The sequence below is a fragment of the Brevibacterium mcbrellneri ATCC 49030 genome (genome assembly GCF_000178455.1).
GTDB classification, from domain to species: Bacteria; Actinomycetota; Actinomycetes; order Actinomycetales; family Brevibacteriaceae; genus Brevibacterium; species Brevibacterium mcbrellneri.
The window spans coordinates 17,199-38,286 of sequence record NZ_ADNU01000037.1 but is presented as its reverse complement, the minus strand read 5'-3'; the positions used below and the strand labels follow the sequence as shown (position 1 = coordinate 38,286).

Annotated in this window: 18 protein-coding genes and 1 tRNA gene; 8 read left to right on the top strand and 11 right to left on the bottom strand. The window is 61.5% G+C overall.

From position 1 onward, the window contains the following. Positions 1-11 precede the first annotated feature (11 nt). Positions 12-617 carry a TetR/AcrR family transcriptional regulator gene (locus tag HMPREF0183_RS06030; RefSeq protein WP_005883954.1) on the top strand — a complete coding sequence of 202 codons (606 nt, stop codon included), beginning with the start codon at positions 12-14 and terminating at the stop codon, positions 615-617. 11 nt (positions 618-628) lie between these two features. Here HMPREF0183_RS06030 and HMPREF0183_RS06025 read toward each other — a convergent pair whose 3' ends face one another. The 7 genes from HMPREF0183_RS06025 to HMPREF0183_RS05995 form a co-directional block, all read right to left on the bottom strand. Further along, positions 629-1,546 carry a universal stress protein gene (locus HMPREF0183_RS06025; protein ID WP_005883953.1) on the bottom strand — a complete coding sequence of 306 codons (918 nt, stop codon included), beginning with the start codon at positions 1,544-1,546 and terminating at the stop codon, positions 629-631. A gap of 79 nt (positions 1,547-1,625) precedes the next feature. Next, positions 1,626-1,698 (bottom strand) — tRNA-Thr (locus tag HMPREF0183_RS06020). A gap of 42 nt (positions 1,699-1,740) precedes the next feature. Beyond that, positions 1,741-3,333 (bottom strand): polyamine aminopropyltransferase, encoded by a 1,593-nt coding sequence (locus tag HMPREF0183_RS06015; protein ID WP_083801457.1) that lies wholly within the window; start codon positions 3,331-3,333, stop codon positions 1,741-1,743. Further along, positions 3,330-3,755: a DUF350 domain-containing protein gene (locus tag HMPREF0183_RS06010; protein WP_005883949.1), complete on the bottom strand. Its 426-nt coding sequence runs from the start codon at positions 3,753-3,755 to the stop codon at positions 3,330-3,332. The genes HMPREF0183_RS06015 and HMPREF0183_RS06010 overlap by 4 nt, the downstream gene beginning before the upstream one ends. Before the next feature lie 56 nt (positions 3,756-3,811). After that, positions 3,812-4,144, bottom strand: coding sequence for a hypothetical protein (locus HMPREF0183_RS06005; RefSeq protein ID WP_005883946.1), 333 nt, complete (start codon positions 4,142-4,144; stop codon positions 3,812-3,814). Then, entirely contained in the window at positions 4,141-4,755 is a 615-nt protein-coding gene (locus tag HMPREF0183_RS06000; protein ID WP_005883945.1) for a DUF2617 family protein, read from the bottom strand. Before HMPREF0183_RS06000 ends, HMPREF0183_RS06005 begins: the two co-directional genes overlap by 4 nt. Before the next feature lies 1 nt (position 4,756). Continuing rightward, a complete protein-coding gene (locus HMPREF0183_RS05995) occupies positions 4,757-5,368 on the bottom strand; it encodes a DUF4178 domain-containing protein (protein ID WP_005883943.1) in 612 nt (203 codons plus the stop codon). 106 nt (positions 5,369-5,474) lie between these two features. Between HMPREF0183_RS05995 and HMPREF0183_RS05990 the strand changes: the two genes are divergently transcribed. After that, positions 5,475-6,617 (top strand): M20 family metallopeptidase, encoded by a 1,143-nt coding sequence (locus tag HMPREF0183_RS05990; protein ID WP_005883941.1) that lies wholly within the window; start codon positions 5,475-5,477, stop codon positions 6,615-6,617. On the opposite strand, the gene HMPREF0183_RS05985 is transcribed toward HMPREF0183_RS05990, so the two are convergent. Then, positions 6,604-7,797, bottom strand: a complete 1,194-nt coding sequence (locus tag HMPREF0183_RS05985) for a DNA polymerase III subunit delta' (protein ID WP_005883939.1) — start codon at positions 7,795-7,797, stop codon at positions 6,604-6,606. The genes HMPREF0183_RS05990 and HMPREF0183_RS05985 overlap by 14 nt on opposite strands. Continuing rightward, positions 7,794-10,268: a dTMP kinase gene (tmk, locus tag HMPREF0183_RS13250; protein ID WP_005883937.1), complete on the bottom strand. Its 2,475-nt coding sequence runs from the start codon at positions 10,266-10,268 to the stop codon at positions 7,794-7,796. The genes HMPREF0183_RS05985 and tmk overlap by 4 nt, the downstream gene beginning before the upstream one ends. Positions 10,269-10,319: 51 nt before the next feature. On the opposite strand from tmk, the gene HMPREF0183_RS05975 reads away from it, so the two are divergent. Further along, entirely contained in the window at positions 10,320-11,069 is a 750-nt protein-coding gene (locus tag HMPREF0183_RS05975; protein WP_005883935.1) for a lipoate--protein ligase family protein, read from the top strand. Here HMPREF0183_RS05975 and topA read toward each other — a convergent pair whose 3' ends face one another. Continuing rightward, positions 11,070-13,835 (bottom strand): type I DNA topoisomerase, encoded by a 2,766-nt coding sequence (gene topA / locus HMPREF0183_RS05970; RefSeq protein ID WP_005883933.1) that lies wholly within the window; start codon positions 13,833-13,835, stop codon positions 11,070-11,072. Between the two features lie 66 nt (positions 13,836-13,901). Beyond that, on the bottom strand, positions 13,902-15,500 hold the full coding sequence (locus tag HMPREF0183_RS05965) for a DUF7059 domain-containing protein (protein ID WP_050775362.1): 1,599 nt from the start codon (positions 15,498-15,500) through the stop codon (positions 13,902-13,904). Positions 15,501-15,549: 49 nt separating this feature from the next. On the opposite strand from HMPREF0183_RS05965, the gene HMPREF0183_RS05960 reads away from it, so the two are divergent. The 5 genes from HMPREF0183_RS05960 to HMPREF0183_RS05940 all read left to right on the top strand — a co-directional run bounded on the left by HMPREF0183_RS05960 (position 15,550) and on the right by HMPREF0183_RS05940 (position 21,056). Continuing rightward, positions 15,550-17,829: a DEAD/DEAH box helicase gene (locus HMPREF0183_RS05960; RefSeq protein ID WP_005883929.1), complete on the top strand. Its 2,280-nt coding sequence runs from the start codon at positions 15,550-15,552 to the stop codon at positions 17,827-17,829. Positions 17,830-18,149: 320 nt separating this feature from the next. Then, positions 18,150-18,398 (top strand): AbrB/MazE/SpoVT family DNA-binding domain-containing protein, encoded by a 249-nt coding sequence (locus tag HMPREF0183_RS05955; protein WP_005883927.1) that lies wholly within the window; start codon positions 18,150-18,152, stop codon positions 18,396-18,398. Beyond that, positions 18,395-19,324, top strand: a complete 930-nt coding sequence (locus tag HMPREF0183_RS05950; protein WP_005883925.1) for an ABC transporter ATP-binding protein — start codon at positions 18,395-18,397, stop codon at positions 19,322-19,324. The genes HMPREF0183_RS05955 and HMPREF0183_RS05950 overlap by 4 nt, the downstream gene beginning before the upstream one ends. After that, positions 19,321-20,073, top strand: coding sequence for an ABC transporter permease (locus HMPREF0183_RS05945; RefSeq protein WP_005883923.1), 753 nt, complete (start codon positions 19,321-19,323; stop codon positions 20,071-20,073). Before HMPREF0183_RS05950 ends, HMPREF0183_RS05945 begins: the two co-directional genes overlap by 4 nt. After that, positions 20,070-21,056, top strand: coding sequence for an IS481 family transposase (locus HMPREF0183_RS05940; protein WP_005883920.1), 987 nt, complete (start codon positions 20,070-20,072; stop codon positions 21,054-21,056). Before HMPREF0183_RS05945 ends, HMPREF0183_RS05940 begins: the two co-directional genes overlap by 4 nt. Positions 21,057-21,088: the final 32 nt, after the last annotated feature.

The following is a 21,088-nucleotide window of genomic DNA, read 5'->3' as shown; positions in this document are numbered from 1 at the left end:
TACTAGCTGGCATGGCCACTTCAGACAAGGGAATTTCCCGCCAGCTTGCAAAGGCGCAGCGACGAGAGGCGATCATGGAATCGGCGAAGGTGCTGTTCGCCAGGCACGGCTTCCTGGCGGTGAGCATCGACGACATTGGACACGGTGCTGGCGTGTCTGGGCCTGCGGTCTACCGGCACTTCCCGTCCAAGGAAGCAATCCTGTCGGAGCTGCTGGTGGGGATCTCCAACTACCTCAAAGCAGGTGGTGGGCACATTGTTGAGAACTGGAAGGCTCCCTCGTCCAAAGACATCTTGATTAAGCTGATCGACTTCCACTTAACGTTCGCGGTCACGGAGTCTGAGCTGATTCGCATTCACGACCGTGACTTGGGAAGCCTGCCCCTGGACGGGCAAAACCGGGTGCGGGCGTTACAGAGGGCTTATGTCAACCGGTGGGTGAGCGTGCTGACGTCCATGTCCGATCTGACCCGCGACGAAGCTACTGTTCGGGTCCACGCGATTTTCGGGATGCTCAACTCCACGCCGTACGTGGTGCGACGCAAACCAGAAGAAGTGATTCGCGAACAGTTAAGACGTGCAGCGTTGGCGTCGCTTGAGATCGACCCGGATGAGTGAGGGGCTAGCTTTTAGTCGACGATGCGACGGTTGGCCAGGCGCGGATCGTCTCGGAAGGACACCAGCATGAGTGAGGTGTTCACTTTGTCGATCACTTGGCTGGCCGTACGACCCAGTTGAACTGCCATTCCGGCGAACAGACCAAGCCCACGCTTACCCATGACAAGGAGACGGGCGTTTTCAGACGCGGCGACGAGCACCTCGGCGGCGGGGCCCTGAGCGTACTCAACGGACACATCCAGACCGGGTACTTCCGAACGCAACCAGGTGAGGTCAAGTTCAGTTTGCGTGTGGGTGCGTTCGCTGTCACCCAATGGATCTACGCCCACGACTACGCGCAGGGGCAGGCCTGCGTTGACGGCGAAGTCGGCGGCGTCCAGGGCGGCCACGCTGGAGTATTCGGACGTGTCCATGCCTACGACCACGGAATTGCCGGCGTCGCCTGGACGGTAGATGAGCACGGGGCATAGGGAGTGGCCGGGGAGTCCGCGGCTGGTGCGTCCGATTCGGCCGGCGAATTTCTGGTCAGCGCCGTGGTGGCCGATGACGAGCAAGCCTGCGTCGTCTCCCAGCGTGGCGAGTTGTTCTGCAGGGTCACCTGCCATGACGCGGGTTTTAATGGGCGCCGAGGTGGTTTCTGAGTCCTTGTGCGTGGATTCGAGTTGCGTGCGCAGGTCGTCCAGCATGGCTTCGCATTTTTTGCGGTCTTCTTCGCTGGGTATTGCTGGCTGCACTGCAGGCAGGGATCCGGTGTATGGGGTGGTCACGTCACCAGGTGCGGGCAACACGGGGCGCGTTCCGTCTGGGATCACCGCGACTAACACGATTTCGCGTGCGTCTGCGAAGTGGGCTACGGCAAAATGGGCCGCTTCACGTGCGGATTCTGAGTCATCAATACCCACTACTACGCTGTCGCGCGACAGTTTCATGATCCACCTCGAAGTCGAAATACAAGATTATGCTCAGCTTAGCCGAGTGGTATCGATCACGCTGTGTGGAGTCAAGGAGAGCCCCCTGTCGGAATCGAACCGACGACCTTTTCATTACGAGTGAAACGCTCTGCCGACTGAGCTAAGGAGGCAACCAGACAGATTCTAGTGGGGTGGCTTCGGCTCGTCAAACTTCAGTACCCAACCCAGCCTCGGCGCTCCGCATCCAGCACCCTTGGGTGAAGAAGAGTAGACGCTTTCACGCTCTTCACCGCCCCACGATCACGGTCAGGTGGAAACACAACGGAAGCGCGGGCCACCTCGGGCGTCATGAACGAAAGCCGCGGGGCAACCGCGTCACTGACCTTCACTTCCGGGGCGGCACCCTTAGCAGCCAAGAAATACCCCCAGTCCCCAAAACTGGGCACATCCACGTGGTACGGCGTCGTCGCGAACCCAGCCTGGGCAACAGACTCCCCTATCCCCCAGTACGCTTCAGGCGCGAAATACGGGGACCCGGCCTGCACCACCATTCGAGCTCCAGGCGCCATCACGTGCGAAACCAGGTCGTAAAACTCGATCGTGTACAGCTTGGCGGTGGGCACATCATCCGGGTCGGGCAAGTCCACGATCACCACGTCAAACTCTTGGGATGGCCCTCTGCGCACCCACGAAAACGCGTCCGCATTGGTCACCTTCATCCGCGGATCGTTGAGCGCGTCCTTGTTGAACGCGCGCAGACGCTCATCGTTCTTAGCCAAGTCTGTGACAGCAGGGTCTAGATCAACCAGCGTCACCGAATCCACCTCGGGATACTTGAGCACTTCCCGGGCAGCGAGTCCATCGCCACCACCCAAGATAAGCACCTTTGCGTGTTTCCCGTTCATCACCGGGTGCACCAGAGATTCGTGGTACCGGTGTTCATCCAAGGATGCGAACTGCAGATCACCGTTGAGAAACAGGCGCGTGTCGGATGTGCGCGGGTCCTTCGTCAGTACGATCTCTTGATAGTCGCTTCGCTCCGCCGCCACGATCGGGTCCCGGTAGAGCCTTTGCCGTGCAGACACCTCGATCGTGTCCGCCAATGCCCACGCAACCGCCAGAAAACCTAACGCCACCACCAGGCAGATTGAGACCGCGACTTTGGCGCGCCGCACCAGGCTACGCCTGAACAGCCACAGGACGACCACCACACCCGTCAGCGCATTAATCGCACCAGTCACAATGGTGCCCCGCACCAACCCCAGCAGCGGCAAAAGCAGGAACGGAAACGCTAATCCACCCAGCAAACCGCCTACGTAGTCCGCCGCAAACAGGTCCGCAACGGCACTCGATGCGCGTTGTTTGCGAATGGACTGGACCAACTCCATAAGCAACGGGATTTCTGCGCCAATCAGCGCACCAATAATGAACGCACACACCACCAGCGCCACCATGTACAGGTCCATGTAGGCGAACGCCATGTACAGCAGGAGCACGCTCAGCCCACCAATGACGCTGAGCAGGACCTCGATGAGAGCAAACGACATTGCCGCCCACCTGACCAGGCGTTTGGTAGCAACCGAACCCACACCCATGGCGAACACCATCACGGAAAGGACAATGGACGCTTGAACAATGGTGTTACCCAACAGGTACGAACCTAACGCGATGAGCGCAAGCTTGTACACCATGCCGCACGCGGCACATAGAAACACCGCAAAGAGAACCGTGAACCGCGCCCAGCCTGGCTTTACTACGATGGGTGGGAAAGTAGGTTCGGGAGACTGCGGCCGTTCAGTAGTCACAAAAGCGCCACGCTAATGATGAGAGCCACCCCGAGGTGGGTCGCAGCTGACACCCACGTGGCAGGGTGAAGTTCAGGGTCGTGCACAAGGTCACCCAATTTGCCCGGCGTGAACAGGTCGATCAACAGGAAGCTCACTGCCATCACGATGATGCCCATAACCCCGTACACCAGCGTTGAGACCAGGCCCGCAAGTAAGTCGTGGGCGCTTGCGTAAATCGCTGCACACACAATGATGGACACGCCTAGCGCTTTTGACCCCACAAGCAGGGCTGCGTTCTTCGAGCGCTCTTCCCACAGCAGTGTTCGCAACTTGCCCGGAGTCAGCAGATCAACGATGAAGAATCCCGCCATCATCAGTAGCAACCCAATCACCGCGTACATCGCCACGCCCGCGCTGTCGCGGAGTAAGTCAATTACCATAGTTCCTCAATCTCTTTAGTTGCAGTCCTTGTAACCTCGGGCTGGTCCTTCTCCCCTTATTTACCAGTCCCCGGGCCGCCACCTCGGTACCCGGAACCGGACCCGGATCCCGAACCTGGGAACCCAAAGAACCACCCGCCACGCGCCTTCTTACACCCGACGTAAAAGTAGCTGGTGCCTTCTCTGTCGTAGTCGCCTCGGCCTTCGGTGTAGATGTAGCTTCCGTTTTTCAACGTGTAGTCGCCGCACTGGTTTGGGTCGGTTCCAGGCGTAAAAATGACTCCAACGGCAACATATGTGGCCACCACGATCACGAGGACAGAAATCCAGATGCCCTTCTTTTCATTCCGGTTGAGGTAATCGGGTAGCAGACGGTAAAGAACGTTCATCGCATGTGCCCGCTTCCCTGATCGCGGTCCCGGAACAGCTGCGTGTCAAGGCTTAGCACGGACCGTGTTTTCACTACTTCGCCACTTTGCGGGTAGCAGTGCCACGTGCGCCATACGACCCCGTTGCGGTTCGTGGCGCATGTCAGAGCCGTAACTGCGCCAGGCTGGCCGGGAAACTGCACACTGCACTGGGCGGGAGCGTCCGCGAGTTGACTTTCGATCCGGTCGACCTCGCGCAGGAAGTCTGCCGACTTCACAACAGTGGAGTCGAAAGTGAGCTGGCCACCATGGGCAACCGCGCAGGAATCGGTTGCTGGCACCCATGGCTCCCGGCCAGGCAGACATGCCAGGGTTTCGCGCACCCAGTCATGCCCAGCACTCCGCACCGTCACCTGGTGTGAACACCCCAGCACGGCGAGTTCAACCTCCAGTGGTACCCCCGCGTGGGTAAACGTAAAGTCGCGTGCCAGCACGGGCATGATCCGGAGCTCGTCGAGTGAATAAACGAGCTGATCAGCCCTAGTGTCAACGAAGTCGATATGGGCAGGCGCCGTGTGTATGCCCGTCGCTTTGCCCGTCACACTGCCCGTCACCAAACCTGTCACTGTCATATCAGGACCCCGGGTAAATAGTGAAGCTTCCGCGTGGCAACGGCCGTCCAATGCTCGCTTCCCACGCCCCGTTGCCAAACCGCTCAAAGCTCAAAAGCGTCCCGTCGTCCGATTCGTAGTCGGCATAGTAGGCGACTCCCGACTCTGGCAGACCCGTGGTTCCTTCTGTTCTGAAGTTCGCCTGCCCCGATTCGTCGAGCCGGAACTGCATATTGTTGTACGTCACCACTGACGCACCAGCTTGTGCGCTTAGACCAGGCGCGTCCTGCCACAGCGCCATTTGAAGATCGGGGTCAGCTTCGACCGACAGCCACCGCCGTGTAGCGTTTGCATCCGCCTGAAAGAAGTGTTCATGCCAGGTGTACACGCCTTCTGTGAAGTGGATGGAACCGCGAACAAAGTACTTGTCATCACCAAACTGGAGCATGTCCCCGGCCCGGATTTTGAACGGGTCGCCGGTTGTGTCTTGCTCGGTGGCAAAGGGGTCCCGAGGTGTCCGTTGAGTTTCCCCGTATGTCTCCCCGCGGTTCCTAGCCTTTTTCACCGTGGCGATGATGTAAATCACTGCGCCGATGATGAGCGCAATAAGGAAAATGAACGCGAGGAATTTCATGGCTGGCCCGATCCTGTTTGTGGCTGGCTGTTTCACAACCAATTTACTCTGTTGCTTCGTGACTCACCCGCAGGCGAATGTGTCACATTAGGTACAGTAATGATTAATGTCTGCTCATCCGAACCTCTCTACGACCACTGACCTGGAACTATTCATTCACCAGTTCCACCAAGCAGTGGAAACCGAGTCCCCTTCAAACGACAAGGCCGCGCTTCACCGTTCCGCGCGCCTTTTTAGTGCGTTGGGCGAAGGTTTAATGGGCGAGCCCGCACAGATAGATGTCATCGACGGCTTCCCCCACCTGGTGTGGCGCTTTGGAAACGGCCCCCGGCGCGTAGTGCTCATTGGCCACCACGACACTGTGTGGCCACTGGGAACCATCGACGATATGCCTTTCACCATCTCTGGTGGGATCATTCGCGGACCCGGTACCGATGACATGAAAGGTGGCGTGCTCATCGCGATGCACGCACTCAAAAAAGTCAAAGAGCAGCTGGGCACTCTGGACGGTGTCACGCTTTTAGTCACTGCTGATGAAGAGCTGGGGTCCCTGACCTCCCGGGACCTCATCGAACACGAATCTGCTCACGCACGCGCATCCCTGGTTTTTGAATCCGGTGGCCCCAACGGTGAGGTCAAGGTAGCCCGCAAGGGTGTGGCCATCTACCACCTCAACGTCACCGGGCGCGCCGCCCACGCTGGCGTTGAACCAGAAAAAGGCATCAACGCCACCGTCGAAGTGGCCTCGCAAGTCGTCAAAATCGCAGGGTTACACAAACCTGAAGCCGGGACGTCCGTGGTCCCTTCCTTTATGCACTCCGGAACCACCACCAACACGGTGCCAGCGAACGCTACCTTGTCGATCGACTCACGGGCCACCTCGGCCCGCGAACAACAACGCGTAGACCAAGCGTTGCGCAGACTACGCCCCGTCATTCCGGGCGCTCAACTCCACTTAGACGGCGGGATCAATCGCCCACCGTGGGAACGCAAAGTATCAGCGCACCTGTTCGCCCGAGCCCGCAAAGTAGCGCAGGAACTGGGACACGACGAACTCAAACCCATCATGGTGGGTGGCGGTTCCGACGGAAACTTCACGGCGGCCTTGGGCACACCCACCCTGGACGGTTTAGGCACTGTGGGCGGCGGATCGCACGCGGTGGACGAACACGCCCGCATCGCTTCGATTCTGCCCCGCGTCGACCTCACCGCAGGCCTGGTGGTAGACCTGCTGACTAGCGACCAGTAGCCTGAGCGGCAGGACTCCACGGGCGAGACAATCCAATGAACGCGGCCTCCACGATGAGGAGTGGGGCCGTGTTTGTTTGCAGGCGGGTCCGGGCCAGTTGTAGAACCTCGATCTGTTTGAGCGTGGTCACGGGGTCTGAAGAGTCAGCAATGCTCGAGATTAGCTGTTCATCCCCCACGTTGATGACGTTTTCTTTTTCACCCATCCCCCACATGAGGACATCCCGGTAGAGCGCGAGTAGCTCGAGGAAGACGGCGTCGAGTTCGTCGTTGCGGGCTCGTGAATCGCGGCGCTTTTGTTCGTCTTCGAGCCGTTTGATTTGGGATCGCACGGCCGGCGGCGGGTTCTTGCCTGGTTCAACTCCAAGCGTGCGCAAGAGTTCTTCTTTTTCTTGCGCGTTGCGGTCCTTGGTGCGGTCACTGGCACGTGTTGTAGCTTGGTCGAGCGTTTCGCCAGCGAGCCGAACGGTGGCACCCAGGGAGTCGAACTTGAGTGGGATGCGCAGAATCTGTTCACGTACCTGACGTGCGTCAGCGTTGGTAGCTAAGTATTTGGCGCGCCCAATGTGGTTCTGGGCAGCTGAGGCCGCCCACGTCGCAACTTCTGGGTCGATACCGTTGCGAGTGTTGAGCAGTTGTGCGATCGCTTTGACCGGCGGGATGCGCAGGTTGACGTTACGGCACCGTGAGCGGATGGTCATCAGAACGTCTTGGGGGCTGGGGGCGCACAGGATCCACACGGTCGCCGGTGGGGGTTCTTCGATTGCTTTGAGCAGCACGTTCGATGTGCGTTCTGTCATGCGGTCGGCGTCTTCAATAATGACCACACGCCAGTCGGCGTTCACGGGTGCGGCTTGGGCTTTGCCCACAATGTCGCGGACTTCGTCGATTGAGATGACCGACTTTTGGGTGGAGATCACCGTCATGGATTCGTGGGTGCCTGCCAGCGCTCGCTTGGCCTGCGCGCTCAGCGTTGCACCGTGATCGGGGGTGAGAAGTGCGGCAGCAAACGCTTTGGCAGCGTTCGACCTGCCCGACCCAGGCGGCCCTGTGAGCAACCACGCGTGCGTCATGGACTGCGGGTCACTGGCCGCGCGCGCCAAGGTTGCGATCGCTGCGTCCTGACCAACGAGGTCTGCCCACACGGTCCCGGACATTCCGGAGCTTGTCTCAGCCGTCATGAATTCCGTCGCGCATCACGCAGACGTTGACGCGCCTGCTGTTCGATCATGGACTGCCGCTGCAACTTGGCGCGGTAGGTTTCAGGGTCGGGCTCTGCCGTGTCTGTGGGCTTCTCTTGAGTCTCTGGAGTTTCTGGCTCTGCCTGCGCACGAGTTGGTCCCCCAGGTTTTGGCGCGCCTTCAGCTTTGGGACGTTGTGGCAGTACTGTGGTTGCAGCGTTTTCTGTGTCTTCTGTGCTTTCAGCGCTTGCCGCGCTGTCAGCGTCTTCAGCACCATCAGCTTTGATTGGTTCGGTTAAGAACTGTGGCGACTCAGCGTAACGGTGTTCGTCAACCGCTTTCTGAGCGTCTTCAGGAGACATCCGTTCTGTGGGCACGCCTACGAACACACCTCGGGGTGCGATCGGTTCAAATGTGTCGGCGACGTCTGCTGACTCTTCACCGTCGATTATGGCGTCAACCACGCGCTGAATGTGTTCTGCGACCTCGTTGACTGAGCGTCCCGCTGGAATCACTGCGTACCGGTCAGGCTCAGCTTCTGCCAGCCGGAGGAAACCGGCGCGCACGCGGTCCTTAAACTCAAGGCTCTGTTTGTCTAGATGGTTAGCGTCCTCACGGTTCCCCATGCGTTCGGCGGCCACGCGTGGGTCAATGTCCAGAACCAAGGTGAGGTTGGGAACCAGCCCCGAGGTCGCCCACCTCGACAAGGCCAGCACATCGTCCTCAGACAGCTCACGGCCTCCGGCCTGGTAGGCAAGCGAAGAGTCAATGTACCGGTCAGTGACAACCGCACCGTCCTGTTCCAAGCTCGGTGCCACGAGGGTCGCAACGTGGTGTGCACGGTCAGCTGCGTACAGGAGCGCTTCTGATTTCTTTGACACCGCTTCACCGTCAAGCAACACACTGCGAATGGACTTCCCCACAGGCGTGCCACCGGGTTCGCGGGTCGCAATAACGGGGTCAAAGCCGCGGGATTCTAGGTGTTCGACCAGTTTGCGAATCTGGGTGGTCTTCCCGGCCCCGTCCCCGCCTTCGATCGCGATAAACAGACCGGTGGAAGGCGTTACGGGTTCTGGAACCGCAAGGTAGTTGGCGCCGGCGTCCTGGGGTTCGTCCGCCGAGGTGGTCGCCGCTGGCAGCACGCGTGTTTCCTGATCTTCAGCGACTGCGAAGGCTGGTGCTGTGGCTCTAGGCGAGCTGTCACCGGAAACTTGGAACGCGTTCATGAGGTCGACGCCCATTCCGCGCACACCCATGGGTGAGAAAAAGAAGATTGCCAAGATTCCGGTTGCAAAGGCCAGAAGACCGATCGCACTGAAGGCCACGCCGGATGCGGACAGCACCCACGTGGTTACTGCTGACAGATGGATGTCGAACGTGAGGTCAAGACCACAGAGCAGAGTAGCCAACAGCGCACCTACAGCGAGGCCCACGCGGCGTGAGAATTCATACTTTTGAGCGCGCACACCCACGCCCACGCAGAACGCGGTGAGTGCCATGAGTACGGCTTTTCCAGAAAGCTCGTCAATCAAGCCAGCGCAGATCATCAACAGCCCCGCTGCGACCAACGCGAACGCGGTAAGGCGTGGACGGGTCATGCCGGGAGCGAAGGTGGGACCGGACTCGTATCCGGCAGCCCAACCCAAAAGAACCGCCGCAGTCATGAGTCCAATTGCACCCTGACCGTATCCCCCGTCCACGGTGGCGGGAAGAGGAAGTAAGAACAGTGCGCCCAGTACTGCGAACAGTGCGTAGCAGGCCCACGGAAAAGCGATCGACATGTGACCGCGGGAGCGTTTGATGGCCAGGGTGTGAGGGAACGTGTGAAGGTCGTCGATGTCGCGGTCAGACGACAGCGGGAACACCAGTACCATCAGTGCTGCCACAATGAGGAGGATCGCCCCGACAAACAGGAGCCAACGTAACGCGTGAGCACCGGCCGGAACCCCGTGTTCCAGCTCAAAGTAGTACGTGACCAGCAGGAAGATTCCAACCGCCAGGCCACCTGTGCGCCACGGTTTGGTGTGAAGTTCAGGCGCGTGGGCAGCAAGTACGCCCACCAACATGCCCAGCAGAGCGGCCACGATCAGGGTGAGCCAGAAAGTAGGAATGAACACAACGACGACTGACACGCACGCAGTCGCGGCTGCAAAAAGTGTGAGGAGCTGGGAACGGACCGACTCTTTGAGCTGTGTCAGCTTTTTAGGTGGAATGAGGACACCCGCCACCGCGAGCGCAAAGAACGCGAGTAGTCCTGGAACCGCGAAAGATGAGTTGAACCCGCCGTCGCGTTGGATCTGGGTGAGTTCGCCGTAGCGGCTGATGTCCATGGCCCCGCCGAAGCCGTGGATACCCACAATGGCGAAGGAAATCGCCGCTGAGCTCAGCGCGACGAGCCACGCCCCTACTTCGAGCGCAGCGTGGCCAATGGTTCCGGCGTGTGGCTTAGAGAGAACAGTTTGAGTATCCACATGGCTAAGCCTACTCGCCCAGCCCTCGTTACCGCGTAAGGTTAAGCCGTGATGTCACACCACTTGGAATACATAGCGGACACCAGCAAGGGAGCTGTTCGCGACCTCGGCGTTGCCCGGGCCCTTCTTGACGACGTCCGCAACGGAACCCGCGGACCTACCCTGCGGATATACCAGCCACAACCCACGGTGGCGTTTGGTGCCCGCGACCGGTTCGCAGAGGGTTTCCCACAGGCAACCCAGGCGGCCCGCGCTCACGGTTTTACTCCAGCACTGCGGACCCTTGGGGGACGCGCGGCGGCGTACCACCTCGGGAGTTTGGTGCTTGACCACATGGAACCGGCCAGCACGCTGTACGGCAAGACGCAGGAGCGGTTCACCCAGTTTGGTGAGCTGTACGCCTCAGCTTTGCGCACACTGGGTGTGGATGCGCGCGTTGGCGAGATTCCTGGCGAGTACTGCCCGGGCGAGTTCTCAGTCAACGCGGCCGGGCGCATCAAGATCATTGGGACAGCGCAACGGGTGACCAATAAGGGGTGGTTGTTTTCGTCCTCAGTGATTGTGACGGACCCGCAGCCCATTCGCGCGTGCCTGACCGATGTCGAAGCCGCCCTAGGTGTGGAGTGGGATCCGCAAACGGGTGGAGCGTTGAGTGAGCTCCACCCGGGGATCACGGTTGAGGACGTCAAAGACGCGTTTTTGACCGCGTACGCCACGGAATGGGACCTGTGCGAAACCGCGCTCACCAGTGAGGTTATCGAAGCCTCTCGCGCATATGACGAGAGGCACCGGCTAGCCTAGTTAGCTCTTCTTGGCGGTGGATTTCTTCGCCGTGGTCTTCGAAGCAGTCGTCTTCCGGGTGGTCGTCTTCTTCGCGGTGGTGCGCTTCTTGGCGGGTCCCTTGGCACGTTTTTCGGCCAGGAGCTGGAACGCGCGTTCTGCGGTGATGGTCTCCACCGAGTCGTCTTTACGCAGGGTCGCGTTGGTGGTGCCGTCGGTGACGTAGGGGCCAAAGCGACCGTCCTTCACAACGACGGGCTTCTTGGTTTCGGGGTCCTCGCCGAATTCCTTGAGCGGAGCCGCCGCTTTGCGCCCGCCGCGCGTCTTGGGTTGCGCGTAGATCGCCAATGCTTCTTCGACTGTGATGCTGAAAATCTGTTCTTCGGATTCCAGTGATCGCGAGTCGGTTCCCTTCTTCAGGTAGGGCCCGTAGCGTCCGTTTTGCGCGGTAATGTCCACGCCTTCTTGGTCTTGGCCAACGACCCTGGGCAGGCTCAGAAGTTTCAGCGCTTCTTCCAGCCTAACGGTCTGCAGGTCCATGGACTTAAACAGCGAGGCGGTGCGTGGCTTGGGCTTCTTGGTGCCGCGTTTGGCAGGCGCGTCGGATTCGGGTAGCACCTCGGTGACGTAGGGGCCGAAGCGCCCGTTCTTGGCAACGATCGTGTGCCCGGTTTCCGGGTCCACGCCGAGTTCGCGGTCGCCGTCGCCCTGGGTTTCGATGAGTTCGCGGGCTTTTTCGGCCGTGAGTTCGTCTGGGGCCAGGTCGTCTGGCACTGATACGCGCTTGGGTTTTTCGGGGTCGTCGGTGGGGACTTCCAGGTATGGCCCGTACCGGCCCACGCGCAGGGTCACGTCATCCGCGATCTGCACGGTGTTGACTTCGCGGGCGTCAATGTCGCCCAGATCATCCACGGTTGGTTTGAGTCCCGGGTGGTCGCTGGCGGGTTGGTCACCGTCTGGGCCGTCGGTGACTGTAGCTCCGGCGGCACCGGTTCCAAAGTAGAAGTCGGAAAGCCACTGCGTGCGGTCGAGTTCACCAGCTGCGATGTGGTCAAGTTCCGTTTCCAGGTCAGCAGTGAACTGGTAGTCCACGAGTCCGCCGAAGTGCTCTTCAAGCAATCTGACCACGGAGAATGCGAGCCAGCTGGGCACCAGCGCGTTCCCGCGAGGGCGCACGTACCCACGGTCTTGGATGGTGGAGATGATGGCCGCGTAGGTGGATGGGCGCCCGATTCCCAGTTCTTCCAACCGCTTGACCAGGCTGGCTTCCGTGTACCGAGGCGGTGGCGCGGTTGTGTGCCCCGCGGCTTCTGCGGAGTGGACGGCGAGTTCTTGGCCTTCCGTGACTTGCGGGAGGCGTGAACCGGCGTCACCGGAGTCGTAGCGGCTTGCGTCGCGGCCTTCTTCGTAGGCGGCGAGGAATCCGCGGAAGGTGATGACCGTTCCCGAGGCGGTCATGCCTGCCGTTGCCCCGTCCCCGAGGTGGGTGCTGAGGTCGGCGCTGATCTTCATGGTGGCGGTGGAGCCTTTTGCGTCGGCCATCTGGGAGGCGACAGTGCGCTTCCAGATCAGGTCGTAGAGTTTGAACTCGTCGCTAGACAGTTTGCCTTGCACTTGGGCGGGCGTGCGGAACGAGTCACCTGCGGGACGGATCGCTTCGTGTGCTTCCTGCGCACCCTTCTGCTTCTTCGCGTAAACCCGCGGAGAGCCGGGGACGTATTCGGGCCCATAGAGTTCGGTGACTTGCTTGCGGGCGGCGGCAACGGCCTCGGCGGACAGGGCCGAGGAGTCCGTACGCATATATGTGATGTACCCGTTTTCGTACAGCGACTGGGCAACGCGCATGGCCTGGCGGGAGCTCATGCGCAGTTTGCGGCCGGCTTCCTGCTGCAGGGTTGAGGTGGTAAACGGGGCGGCGGGCCGGCGTGAGTACGGCTTGGTTTCAAGCCCGGAGACGCTTAAGGGCGCTCCGACGTTGAGCACGGAGGCGAGTTTGGTGGCGTCGTCCTTACCCAGGACCACGACCTCAGAGCTGGCCTTTTTCAGTTGACCGGCGTCGTCGAAGTCGCGGCCGGTGGCCACTTTTTGGCTCAGGTAGGTGGTGAGTTTGGCGGCGAATTCTTCACCGTCGGCGGCGTCGGGCAGGGATAGTGCCAGGTCGAGGTCCCAGTAGTCGGCGGGGATGAACTTCATGCGTTCACGTTCACGCTCGACGACCAGGCGGGTGGCAACCGACTGGACGCGACCGGCGGACAGCCCGGCGCGGACCTTGCGCCACAGAACCGGCGACACTTCGTAACCGTATAAACGGTCGAGGATGCGGCGGGTTTCTTGGGCGTCGACGAGGTTGATGTCGAGTTCGCGCGTGTTTTCCAGTGCGCGGTTGATGGCTTCCGGGGTGATTTCGTGGAAGACCATGCGTTTGACGGGGATTTTTGGTTTGAGCACTTCGATGAGGTGCCATGCGATGGCTTCCCCTTCGCGGTCCTCATCGGTTGCGAGGTAGAGTTCGTCGGCGTCCTTGAGGAGCTTTTTGAGTTCGGTGACCTTTTTCTTCTTGCCGGGGTCCACCCGGTAGTAGGGGTCGAAGCCGTTATCCACGTCGACGGCGAACTTGCCGTAGGGACCCTTCTTCATGTCGGCCGGGAGCTCTGAGGGCTGGGGCAGGTCACGGATGTGACCTACGGACGCTTCCACATCGTAGCCGTCGCCCAGGTATCCAACGATTGTGCGGGCCTTTGTGGGTGACTCCACAATAACGAGGCGACGTGGCTGAGTGGTTGGCACGAGAGTCCTTTCTCACGCAAGTGTGTACGCGTCCACTTGAATGTAGCACTTGTGATGTGCGCGGTTTTATGAGTTGGGGTACAAGATACCACTGACAACCGCGTCACGAACCTGCGCTACGAGTTGCGACGCGAGCATACCAGGCTCCACGTCAAGCAACTGGGCGAGGGCGTGGGCCACTGCCCGCAGGGTGAGGCTGCCGTCTGCGACTCCGATGCACCCGGCGAACGCGGTGTCTACGGTCATTTCGCGGGCGAACCCGATTCCCACTTCGATTGTGATGGTGGTGGGCGATTCGTCGCCGGGGGTGAAGTGGCGGTGTTCGACAACTCCTTCGTTGCGGATGAACGCGGTGTCGAGCAGTTCGTTGTCGTCTGCCTGGTTGAGCCACTGGATGAGGTCGAAGCGCACATCAAGGAACTGTGCGATTCCGCCGGGGTTGGCTCCCAGCGGGCCGGGGCGGGATTCGAAGTGACGGATGGGAGGCGCTGGCGGGTGATCGTCTGTGGCGGCCTCGGGTTCCACAGCCCGGGCCCGCACCTGGATCCACCCGAACGCGATCCGGGTGACACCTCGGGAAGCGAAGTCGTCTAGCCACGCGGCCGTGTCTGCGTTCCAGCGGGAGCTGCCGGGCACCACTCCCCCGTCGCGGATCCACGTTTCAGCGTAGTGGGCGGGGGTGAGCTGTTCGCGTTCAATGACGCTGATGTCGACGGTGTGGGGGACCCAGTGGGTGGGGTCTGTGGGGGTTTCGGGGTCTTGGGTGGGGTCTTCGCTAGTGGCGTGCGTGATTTCCCAGTTGCCCAGCAGGCATGCCGTGCCCGAGGTGGTCAAATGGTTGGGCAGCTGGGCGAGCAGGGTGCGCATGAGTTGGTCGCCGGTGTGGCCGCCATCGCGGTATTCCAGTGTGGCCGTGTGGCCCTGTGGGGTGATGACGAAGGGCGGGTTGGAGACGATGAGGTCGAACTGTTCTGGGGTGGGTTCGAAGAGGGAGCCTTCGCGGGTTTCGATGTTGTGTGCCCCGTTGAGGGTGGCGTTGGCGCGGGTGAAGGCGAGTGCCCGGGCTGAGATGTCGGTGGCGATGACGTGGTCGCAGTGGCGGGCTAGCGCGATGGCTTGGATGCCGCACCCGGTACCCAGGTCAAGCGCGGTGTGCACGGGTGTGCGTGGGGTGATGTTGAGGAGGGTGCGCCCGGCACCGCCCACGCCTAATACGAAGTCACCGGCGACGGGTTCGTCGCGGACCAGGGTGCCGTGGTCGGAGAAGAGCCAAATGTGGTCGGGGGTGGGGTCAGGGGCGGGTTCGTCTGTGTGGCCGCTTAGCCCTGGAGGCACTTCGACGGCGCGCAGGGCGAAGGGGGCATGTACTGTTCCGGCGCGTTCGAGAAGAGCACCGGTTGCGGTTGCCGCGTCGAAAAGGTGGGTGCCAAGGGAGGTGCGGACGACCTCGGCGTCCATGGTGGCCGCGCACACGAAAAGGTTTGCCATTACCGAAAGCGGGTCCGTGCGGCCTGTCAGGAACCAGCGGGCGGGGGCGGCGTTGTTGCGGGTGAGGGCGTCGTCGATGTCTGCGCCCCACAGTTCGCGCAGGCCAGCGGGGGTGAACCGCTGGTGGTGCAGGGCGTGGCGCAGGGTGTTGACGGTGGTCTGATCAATCGTGAGCACGGGCACTACTCTACGGGGTTGTGTTGAGCGTGACCGCTAAGGTTGGGGTGTGCTGATTGATCTGGTGACTGCGTTTGGCGAGCGGGCTGACCGTGTGACGCATGCGCGCAGTTTTCCCGCGCGGGAGGCGCAGTTTGCGGATTGGCCGGAGTGGGTAAGTCCCGAGGTCGTTCACGCGTGGCAGGTCACGGGTATTGAGCGCCCGTGGCGGCACCAGGTGGAGGCGGCGCAGAGGGTGTGGAAGAACGATGATGTCGTCATCGCCACCGGTACCGCTAGCGGGAAGAGCCTGGGGTTTTGGTTGCCGGTCACGCAGGCGGCGTTTGAGAGTCGGGGTGCGTTGCCTACCAAGGTGGCGACGACTCTATATATTTCTCCCACGAAGGCGTTGGGGCATGATCAGTTGTCGAAGCTCGTGTCGTTGCCGTTACAGGGGGTGCGTGCGGGCAGTTTCGATGGGGACACCTCGGAGGCGGACCGGCAGTGGGTCCGGCAGCACGGCAACATCATTTTCACCAACCCCGATATGTTGCACCGCAGCATTTTGCCTGGTCATGAGCGGTTTCGCCGGTGGTTTAAAAACTTGCGGTTTGTGGTTGTTGACGAGGCGCACAGGTACCGAGGTGTGTTTGGGTCGCATGTGGCGTTGGTGTTGCGCCGGTTGTTGCGGGTGGCGGCGTTGTATGGAGCGCGGCCTGTCGTTGTGGGGGCATCTGCGACGATGGCTGACCCGGCGGGAGCGTTTGGCCGGTTTACTGGCCGGGAGGCGTATGCGGTGACGGAGGATACGTCACCTAAGGCTGCGGGCACGTTTCTTTTGTGGGAGCCGCCATTGGTAGCTGGCGAGGAGGCGCAGCGCCGGTCGACGATCAGTGAGGCCACGAGCATGTTGGTGGATACGACGTGCGCGGGGGTGCGGTCGATTGCGTTCATTGCGTCTCGTGCGGGAGCTGAGGCGTTGGCGGACTCGGTACGTAGCCAGGTGGGGCGGATAGCGCCGGAGTTGACCACCTCGGTCGCGGCCTACCGGGGCGGGTACTTGCCCGAGGAGCGCCGGGCCTTGGAGACAGGCTTGCGCGGGGGCAAGTTGCGGACGGTGGCCTCAACGAACGCGTTGGAGTTGGGGATCGACATCAGCGGGTTGGACGTGGTGGTGATCGCAGGCTGGCCGGGCACGTTGGCGTCGTTGTGGCAGCAGGCCGGGCGTGCGGGCCGGGCGGGGCAGGAATGGTTGGCGGTGTTGATCGCCAGGGATGACCCGTTGGACACGTATGTGGTGCACAACCCGGAGCATGTGTTTGACGCCCCGGTTGAGGCGGGAGTCATTCACCCGGAGAACCCGTATGTGGTGGCGGGGCATTTGTTGGCGGCGGCTGCTGAGGAGCCGTTGACGGAGGATGACGGCCGGTTGTGGTTTGGTGAGCGGGCCGTTGAGGTGGCGCGCGAGTTGGCCGAGGCGAAGTATTTGCGTGCGCGGCCCACGGGGTGGTTTTGGGCGAAGGCGGAGTCTGCGGCGGCGTTGACGGATATTCGCGGGTCTGGTGGCGCGCAGGTGCGGTTGGTGGATCAGGCGACGGGCATGTTGTTGGGCACGGTGGATGATGCGGCCGCGCCCCGGCAGAGTTTCCCGGGTGCGGTGTATGTGCATCAGGGTGAGACGTTTTCGGTGTTGGAGTTGGATTTGGCCGAGCGGGTGGCGTTGGTGGCGCCCGCGACGGTGGATTACACGACACAGGCGAGGTCGGTGACGGAGATTCGCGTGGTGGGCACCGAGGGGTCGCGTGGGTTGCCCAGCGGGTGCCGGGTGTTTCATGGGGCTGTTGAGGTGACGACCCAGGTGACGGGGTACATCATGCGGCAGAACGGCACGGGCGTGGTGTTGGGTGAGCGGCCGTTGGATTTGCCGACGCAGACGTTGCGCACGCATGCGGTGTGGTGGACGGCGCCGGATTCGGTGGTGGAGGACGCCGAGGTGGTTCCCGGTGATCTGCCCGGCGCTGTCCACGCGGCCGAGCATGCGTCAATTGGGCTGTTGCCATTGTTTGCTGGTTGTGACCGGTGGGACATTGGCGGGGTTTCTACCGCCCGGCACGTCGACACCGGGCAGGCGACCGTGTTTGTGTATGACGGGCAGTCAGGTGGCGCCGGGTTTGCCGAGCGTGGGTTCGAGGTTTTTGCGGAGTGGCAGCAGGCGACGCTTGATGCGATTGACGCGTGCGAATGTGCTGCTGGTTGTCCGTCCTGTGTGCAGAGCCCCAAGTGCGGCAACGGCAACGAGCCTCTTGATAAGGACGCGGCGCTGCGGTTGTTGCGTGAGGTGCTGCGGTAAGTTTTGAGACCAGACGAGTCTTCGCAACATCAGCCGGTTCCCTAACCTGGCCTTAGGTTCCCCTAGCCCAGTTCTTCGAGTTGCCAGCTGGCCTTTTCTCAGAACGACGGGAGGCCACCAGCCCGGCTTTTACTACGGTCAGAACGTCTGAACGGTGGCGCGTCACCAACCAGTTCTCCCGACCTCGGATTCCCCTACCCAGGTCCTTCAAGTCCCCCAGCTAGCTGTACTGACCGGACACGTTGATCGACTACATGACGTGAGGTCACCCCCCGATTGGTGCCACTTGTTATACTTGTGGCACCAACCAGGAGGTCAGCATGGACATGGATCAAACGTCCCCACCGGGCAAGTACGTCGCGACGGTCAAGGTCGGCCCCAAGGGACAGGTCGTCATCCCCAAGGGTGCGCGGGAGCTCTTCGATATTCACCCGGGCGACACCCTGCTCCTGCTCGCTGACGCGAACCAAGGGATCGCTTTGATGCGCCAGGAAACGCTCGATCAGATCGTCATGCAGGCGATGCCTAGCCATCGGGCCCCCGTGGACTCCGAGGGTGATGAGGGATGAAGAATGTCGTGAGCTGTGCGGCTGTCAGCCGCAACTTCGGCAGCTTCACTGCCCTCGAAGACGTCTCCTTCAAGGTCCGCGAAGGAGAGATCTTCGGGGTCGTGGGCCCGAATGGTGCTGGTAAGACGACCCTGTTGAACTGTCTGGAAGGACTGGACCGCCCCTCGTCTGGGCACGTCGAGGTGCTCGGCTGCGACCCCATCAAGGACCAGCACTCGTTGGCTCAGCAAATTGGGGTCCAGCTGCAAAGCGCGGCCCTGCCACCTCGCCTCACTGTGCAGGACGCCCTCGAGCTCTACTCCGCCCTCTACGAGCGTCCGCGGCCTTGGCGCGAACTGCTGAAGGATCTGGGGATCAAGGACAAGGCCAACGCCCGCGTTGACAGGCTCTCGGGTGGGGAGCGTCAACGAGTGTTCGTCGCCCTCGCCTTGATCAACCGTCCCAAGCTCGCCTTTTTGGACGAGCTCACCACCGCTCTCGATCCTCAGTCACGTCGAAACATGTGGGACACCGTCGAGCACGTCCGCGATAGCGGTGCAACGGTCGTTCTCACAACCCACTACATGGAGGAGGCCGAACGGCTATGCGACCGTGTAGCCATCATCGACCACGGCCGGTTGGTTGCTTTGGACACAGTGGCTTCCCTCATCCAGCAACACGCCGGCGAAACCACGGCGAAGCTCATCCTGTCGGCGTCGCCTAGCGCAGAGTTCGACCTCAACGGAGTTCCTGGCGTGACCAGCGCTCGAACAGAGGGACGGGAACTGACCATCCGCGGCACTGCGGACGGGCTGCAGGGCGTCCTTGCTGCACTGGCGGCACACCGCATCACCGTAACGAGCATGAGCACGACGACCCCCGGCCTTGAAGACGTCTTCCTGGCCCTCACCGGTCGACACATCACCACCGAGGAGCAGGCGGCATGAACGCATATCGAGCCCTTCTCAAAGCCCTATGGCGCTCCCAGCGCCGCGACCCTGTGGGCCTGTTCTTCTCTTTCGGTTTCGCGCCGGTTTTGGTGCTGGCCTTGGGTGTGATCTTCGGTAACGATCCGCGACCGGAGTTCGGTGGACGGGGATTCCTTGATGCGACCCTTCCCGCCTTCGCCTCTCTTGTTCTCGCCATGACCGGGGTCCTCCAGGTGCCCGTGGCGATGCTGACCCTTCGTGACACGGGCGCACTCCGACGCCTGAGTCTTACGCCCCTGCGTCGTTCCACCTTCATCGCAGCGAGCCTCACCGTGCACTTCGTCGTAGGTATTGCGGGCATGCTCACCGCTTTGGCGATTGGGATCGGGGTTTTCGGGGTGCCCATGCCTAGCCACGTCCCAGGTGTCCTGGCCGTGTGCCTCATCGGACTCAGCACCTTCCTCGCAGTGGGTTGCGCGCTTGCTGCGCTCTATCCGTCCGCCACTGCCGCTACGGGCATAGGGAACGTGCTCATGATCCTGCTCATGCTCACATCCGGAGCCTTTACGCCATTGGCGGCGATGCCGTCGGCGATTCAGCAGATCGTTAAGTATTCACCCGTCCGTTGGTTCGTCGAAGCCGCTCAACAAGCGTGGGACGGCGACCCACTAGCCGCCATGATCATGCCGGTGTTTCTTCTGTGCGTTGTACTCGCCGTCGCTGCTCTCGTTGGCCGGTGGCGCTTCCAGTGGGAGCCGGTCCGATGACGACGCACGCGAACGCCGCTCTCACACCTCGCCACCGACTCAAGGTCGCCCGCCTCGTCGTCGACGAAGGATGGCCGATCAGCGAGATCGCAGCCCGGTTCCAGGTGTCGTGGCCCACCGTGAAGCGTTGGGTCGACCGCTATCTGTCCGGCGAGTCCATGCAGGACAGGTCCTCGCGCCCGAAGAACTCACCGACCAAGACATCGCTCGCGGTCACGAAGCGCTGTATCAGCCTGCGAATGAGGCTGCGAGAAGGACCGGTTCAGCTCGCCGTGCGCGTCGGTGTCGCTCCATCGACCGTGCACCGCATCCTGCGCTCGGCTCGATTGAACCGACTTGCTTACCTCGACCGCGCCACTGGCGAGCTAGTTCGCCGGTACGAACACCGCTACCTTGGCTCCCTCGTCCATGTAGACGTGAAGAAGTTCGGGAACATCCCCGATGGCGGTGGCTGGCGCTACGTGGGCCGCCGCCAAGGAGAGAAGAACCGTTCCGCCACCCCCGACAAGCCGAAGAACAAGTGGCGCGATCCCAAGCTCGGGTACGCCTTCATCCACACCGTGATCGACGATCACTCACGAGTGGCGTACTCCGAGGCCCACGACGAGACCGCCACCACTGCGGTCGCTGTGCTGCACCGTGCGGTCGAGTGGTTCACCGATCGTGGCGTCACTGTCGAACGAGTCTTATCAGACAATGGCGGTGCCTACCGCTCGCACCTGTGGCGCGGCACCTGCGAGGAGCTGTCCATCACCCCAAAGCGGACCCGCCCCTACCGGCCGCAAACCAACGGCAAGGTCGAACGCTTCCATCGCACAATGGCCGACGGATGGGCTTACGCTCGCTGCTACACCAGCGAGCAGGAGCGTCGCGACGCACTCGCTGACTGGCTCCACCACTACAACCACCACCGGCCGCACACGGCCTGCGACTACCAGCCGCCCATCTCCCGATTGACCAACGTCCCCGGTCAGTACAGCTAGCTACGCCCCACCAAGGCAAACACTTTCCTAAG

Coding starts and splice junctions, on each gene's coding strand:
- HMPREF0183_RS05940 (WP_005883920.1), top strand. CDS start 20,070: ATGACGACGCACGCGAACGCCGCTCTCACACCTCGCCACCGACTCAAG.
- HMPREF0183_RS05975 (WP_005883935.1), top strand. CDS start 10,320: ATGTCACACCACTTGGAATACATAGCGGACACCAGCAAGGGAGCTGTT.
- HMPREF0183_RS06010 (WP_005883949.1), bottom strand. CDS start 3,755: ATGGTAATTGACTTACTCCGCGACAGCGCGGGCGTGGCGATGTACGCG.
- HMPREF0183_RS05955 (WP_005883927.1), top strand. CDS start 18,150: ATGGACATGGATCAAACGTCCCCACCGGGCAAGTACGTCGCGACGGTC.
- HMPREF0183_RS06030 (WP_005883954.1), top strand. CDS start 12: ATGGCCACTTCAGACAAGGGAATTTCCCGCCAGCTTGCAAAGGCGCAG.
- HMPREF0183_RS05945 (WP_005883923.1), top strand. CDS start 19,321: ATGAACGCATATCGAGCCCTTCTCAAAGCCCTATGGCGCTCCCAGCGC.
- HMPREF0183_RS05990 (WP_005883941.1), top strand. CDS start 5,475: ATGTCTGCTCATCCGAACCTCTCTACGACCACTGACCTGGAACTATTC.
- HMPREF0183_RS06025 (WP_005883953.1), bottom strand. CDS start 1,546: ATGAAACTGTCGCGCGACAGCGTAGTAGTGGGTATTGATGACTCAGAA.
- HMPREF0183_RS05995 (WP_005883943.1), bottom strand. CDS start 5,368: ATGAAATTCCTCGCGTTCATTTTCCTTATTGCGCTCATCATCGGCGCA.
- HMPREF0183_RS06005 (WP_005883946.1), bottom strand. CDS start 4,144: ATGAACGTTCTTTACCGTCTGCTACCCGATTACCTCAACCGGAATGAA.
- HMPREF0183_RS05950 (WP_005883925.1), top strand. CDS start 18,395: ATGAAGAATGTCGTGAGCTGTGCGGCTGTCAGCCGCAACTTCGGCAGC.
- HMPREF0183_RS06000 (WP_005883945.1), bottom strand. CDS start 4,755: ATGACAGTGACAGGTTTGGTGACGGGCAGTGTGACGGGCAAAGCGACG.
- HMPREF0183_RS05985 (WP_005883939.1), bottom strand. CDS start 7,797: ATGACGGCTGAGACAAGCTCCGGAATGTCCGGGACCGTGTGGGCAGAC.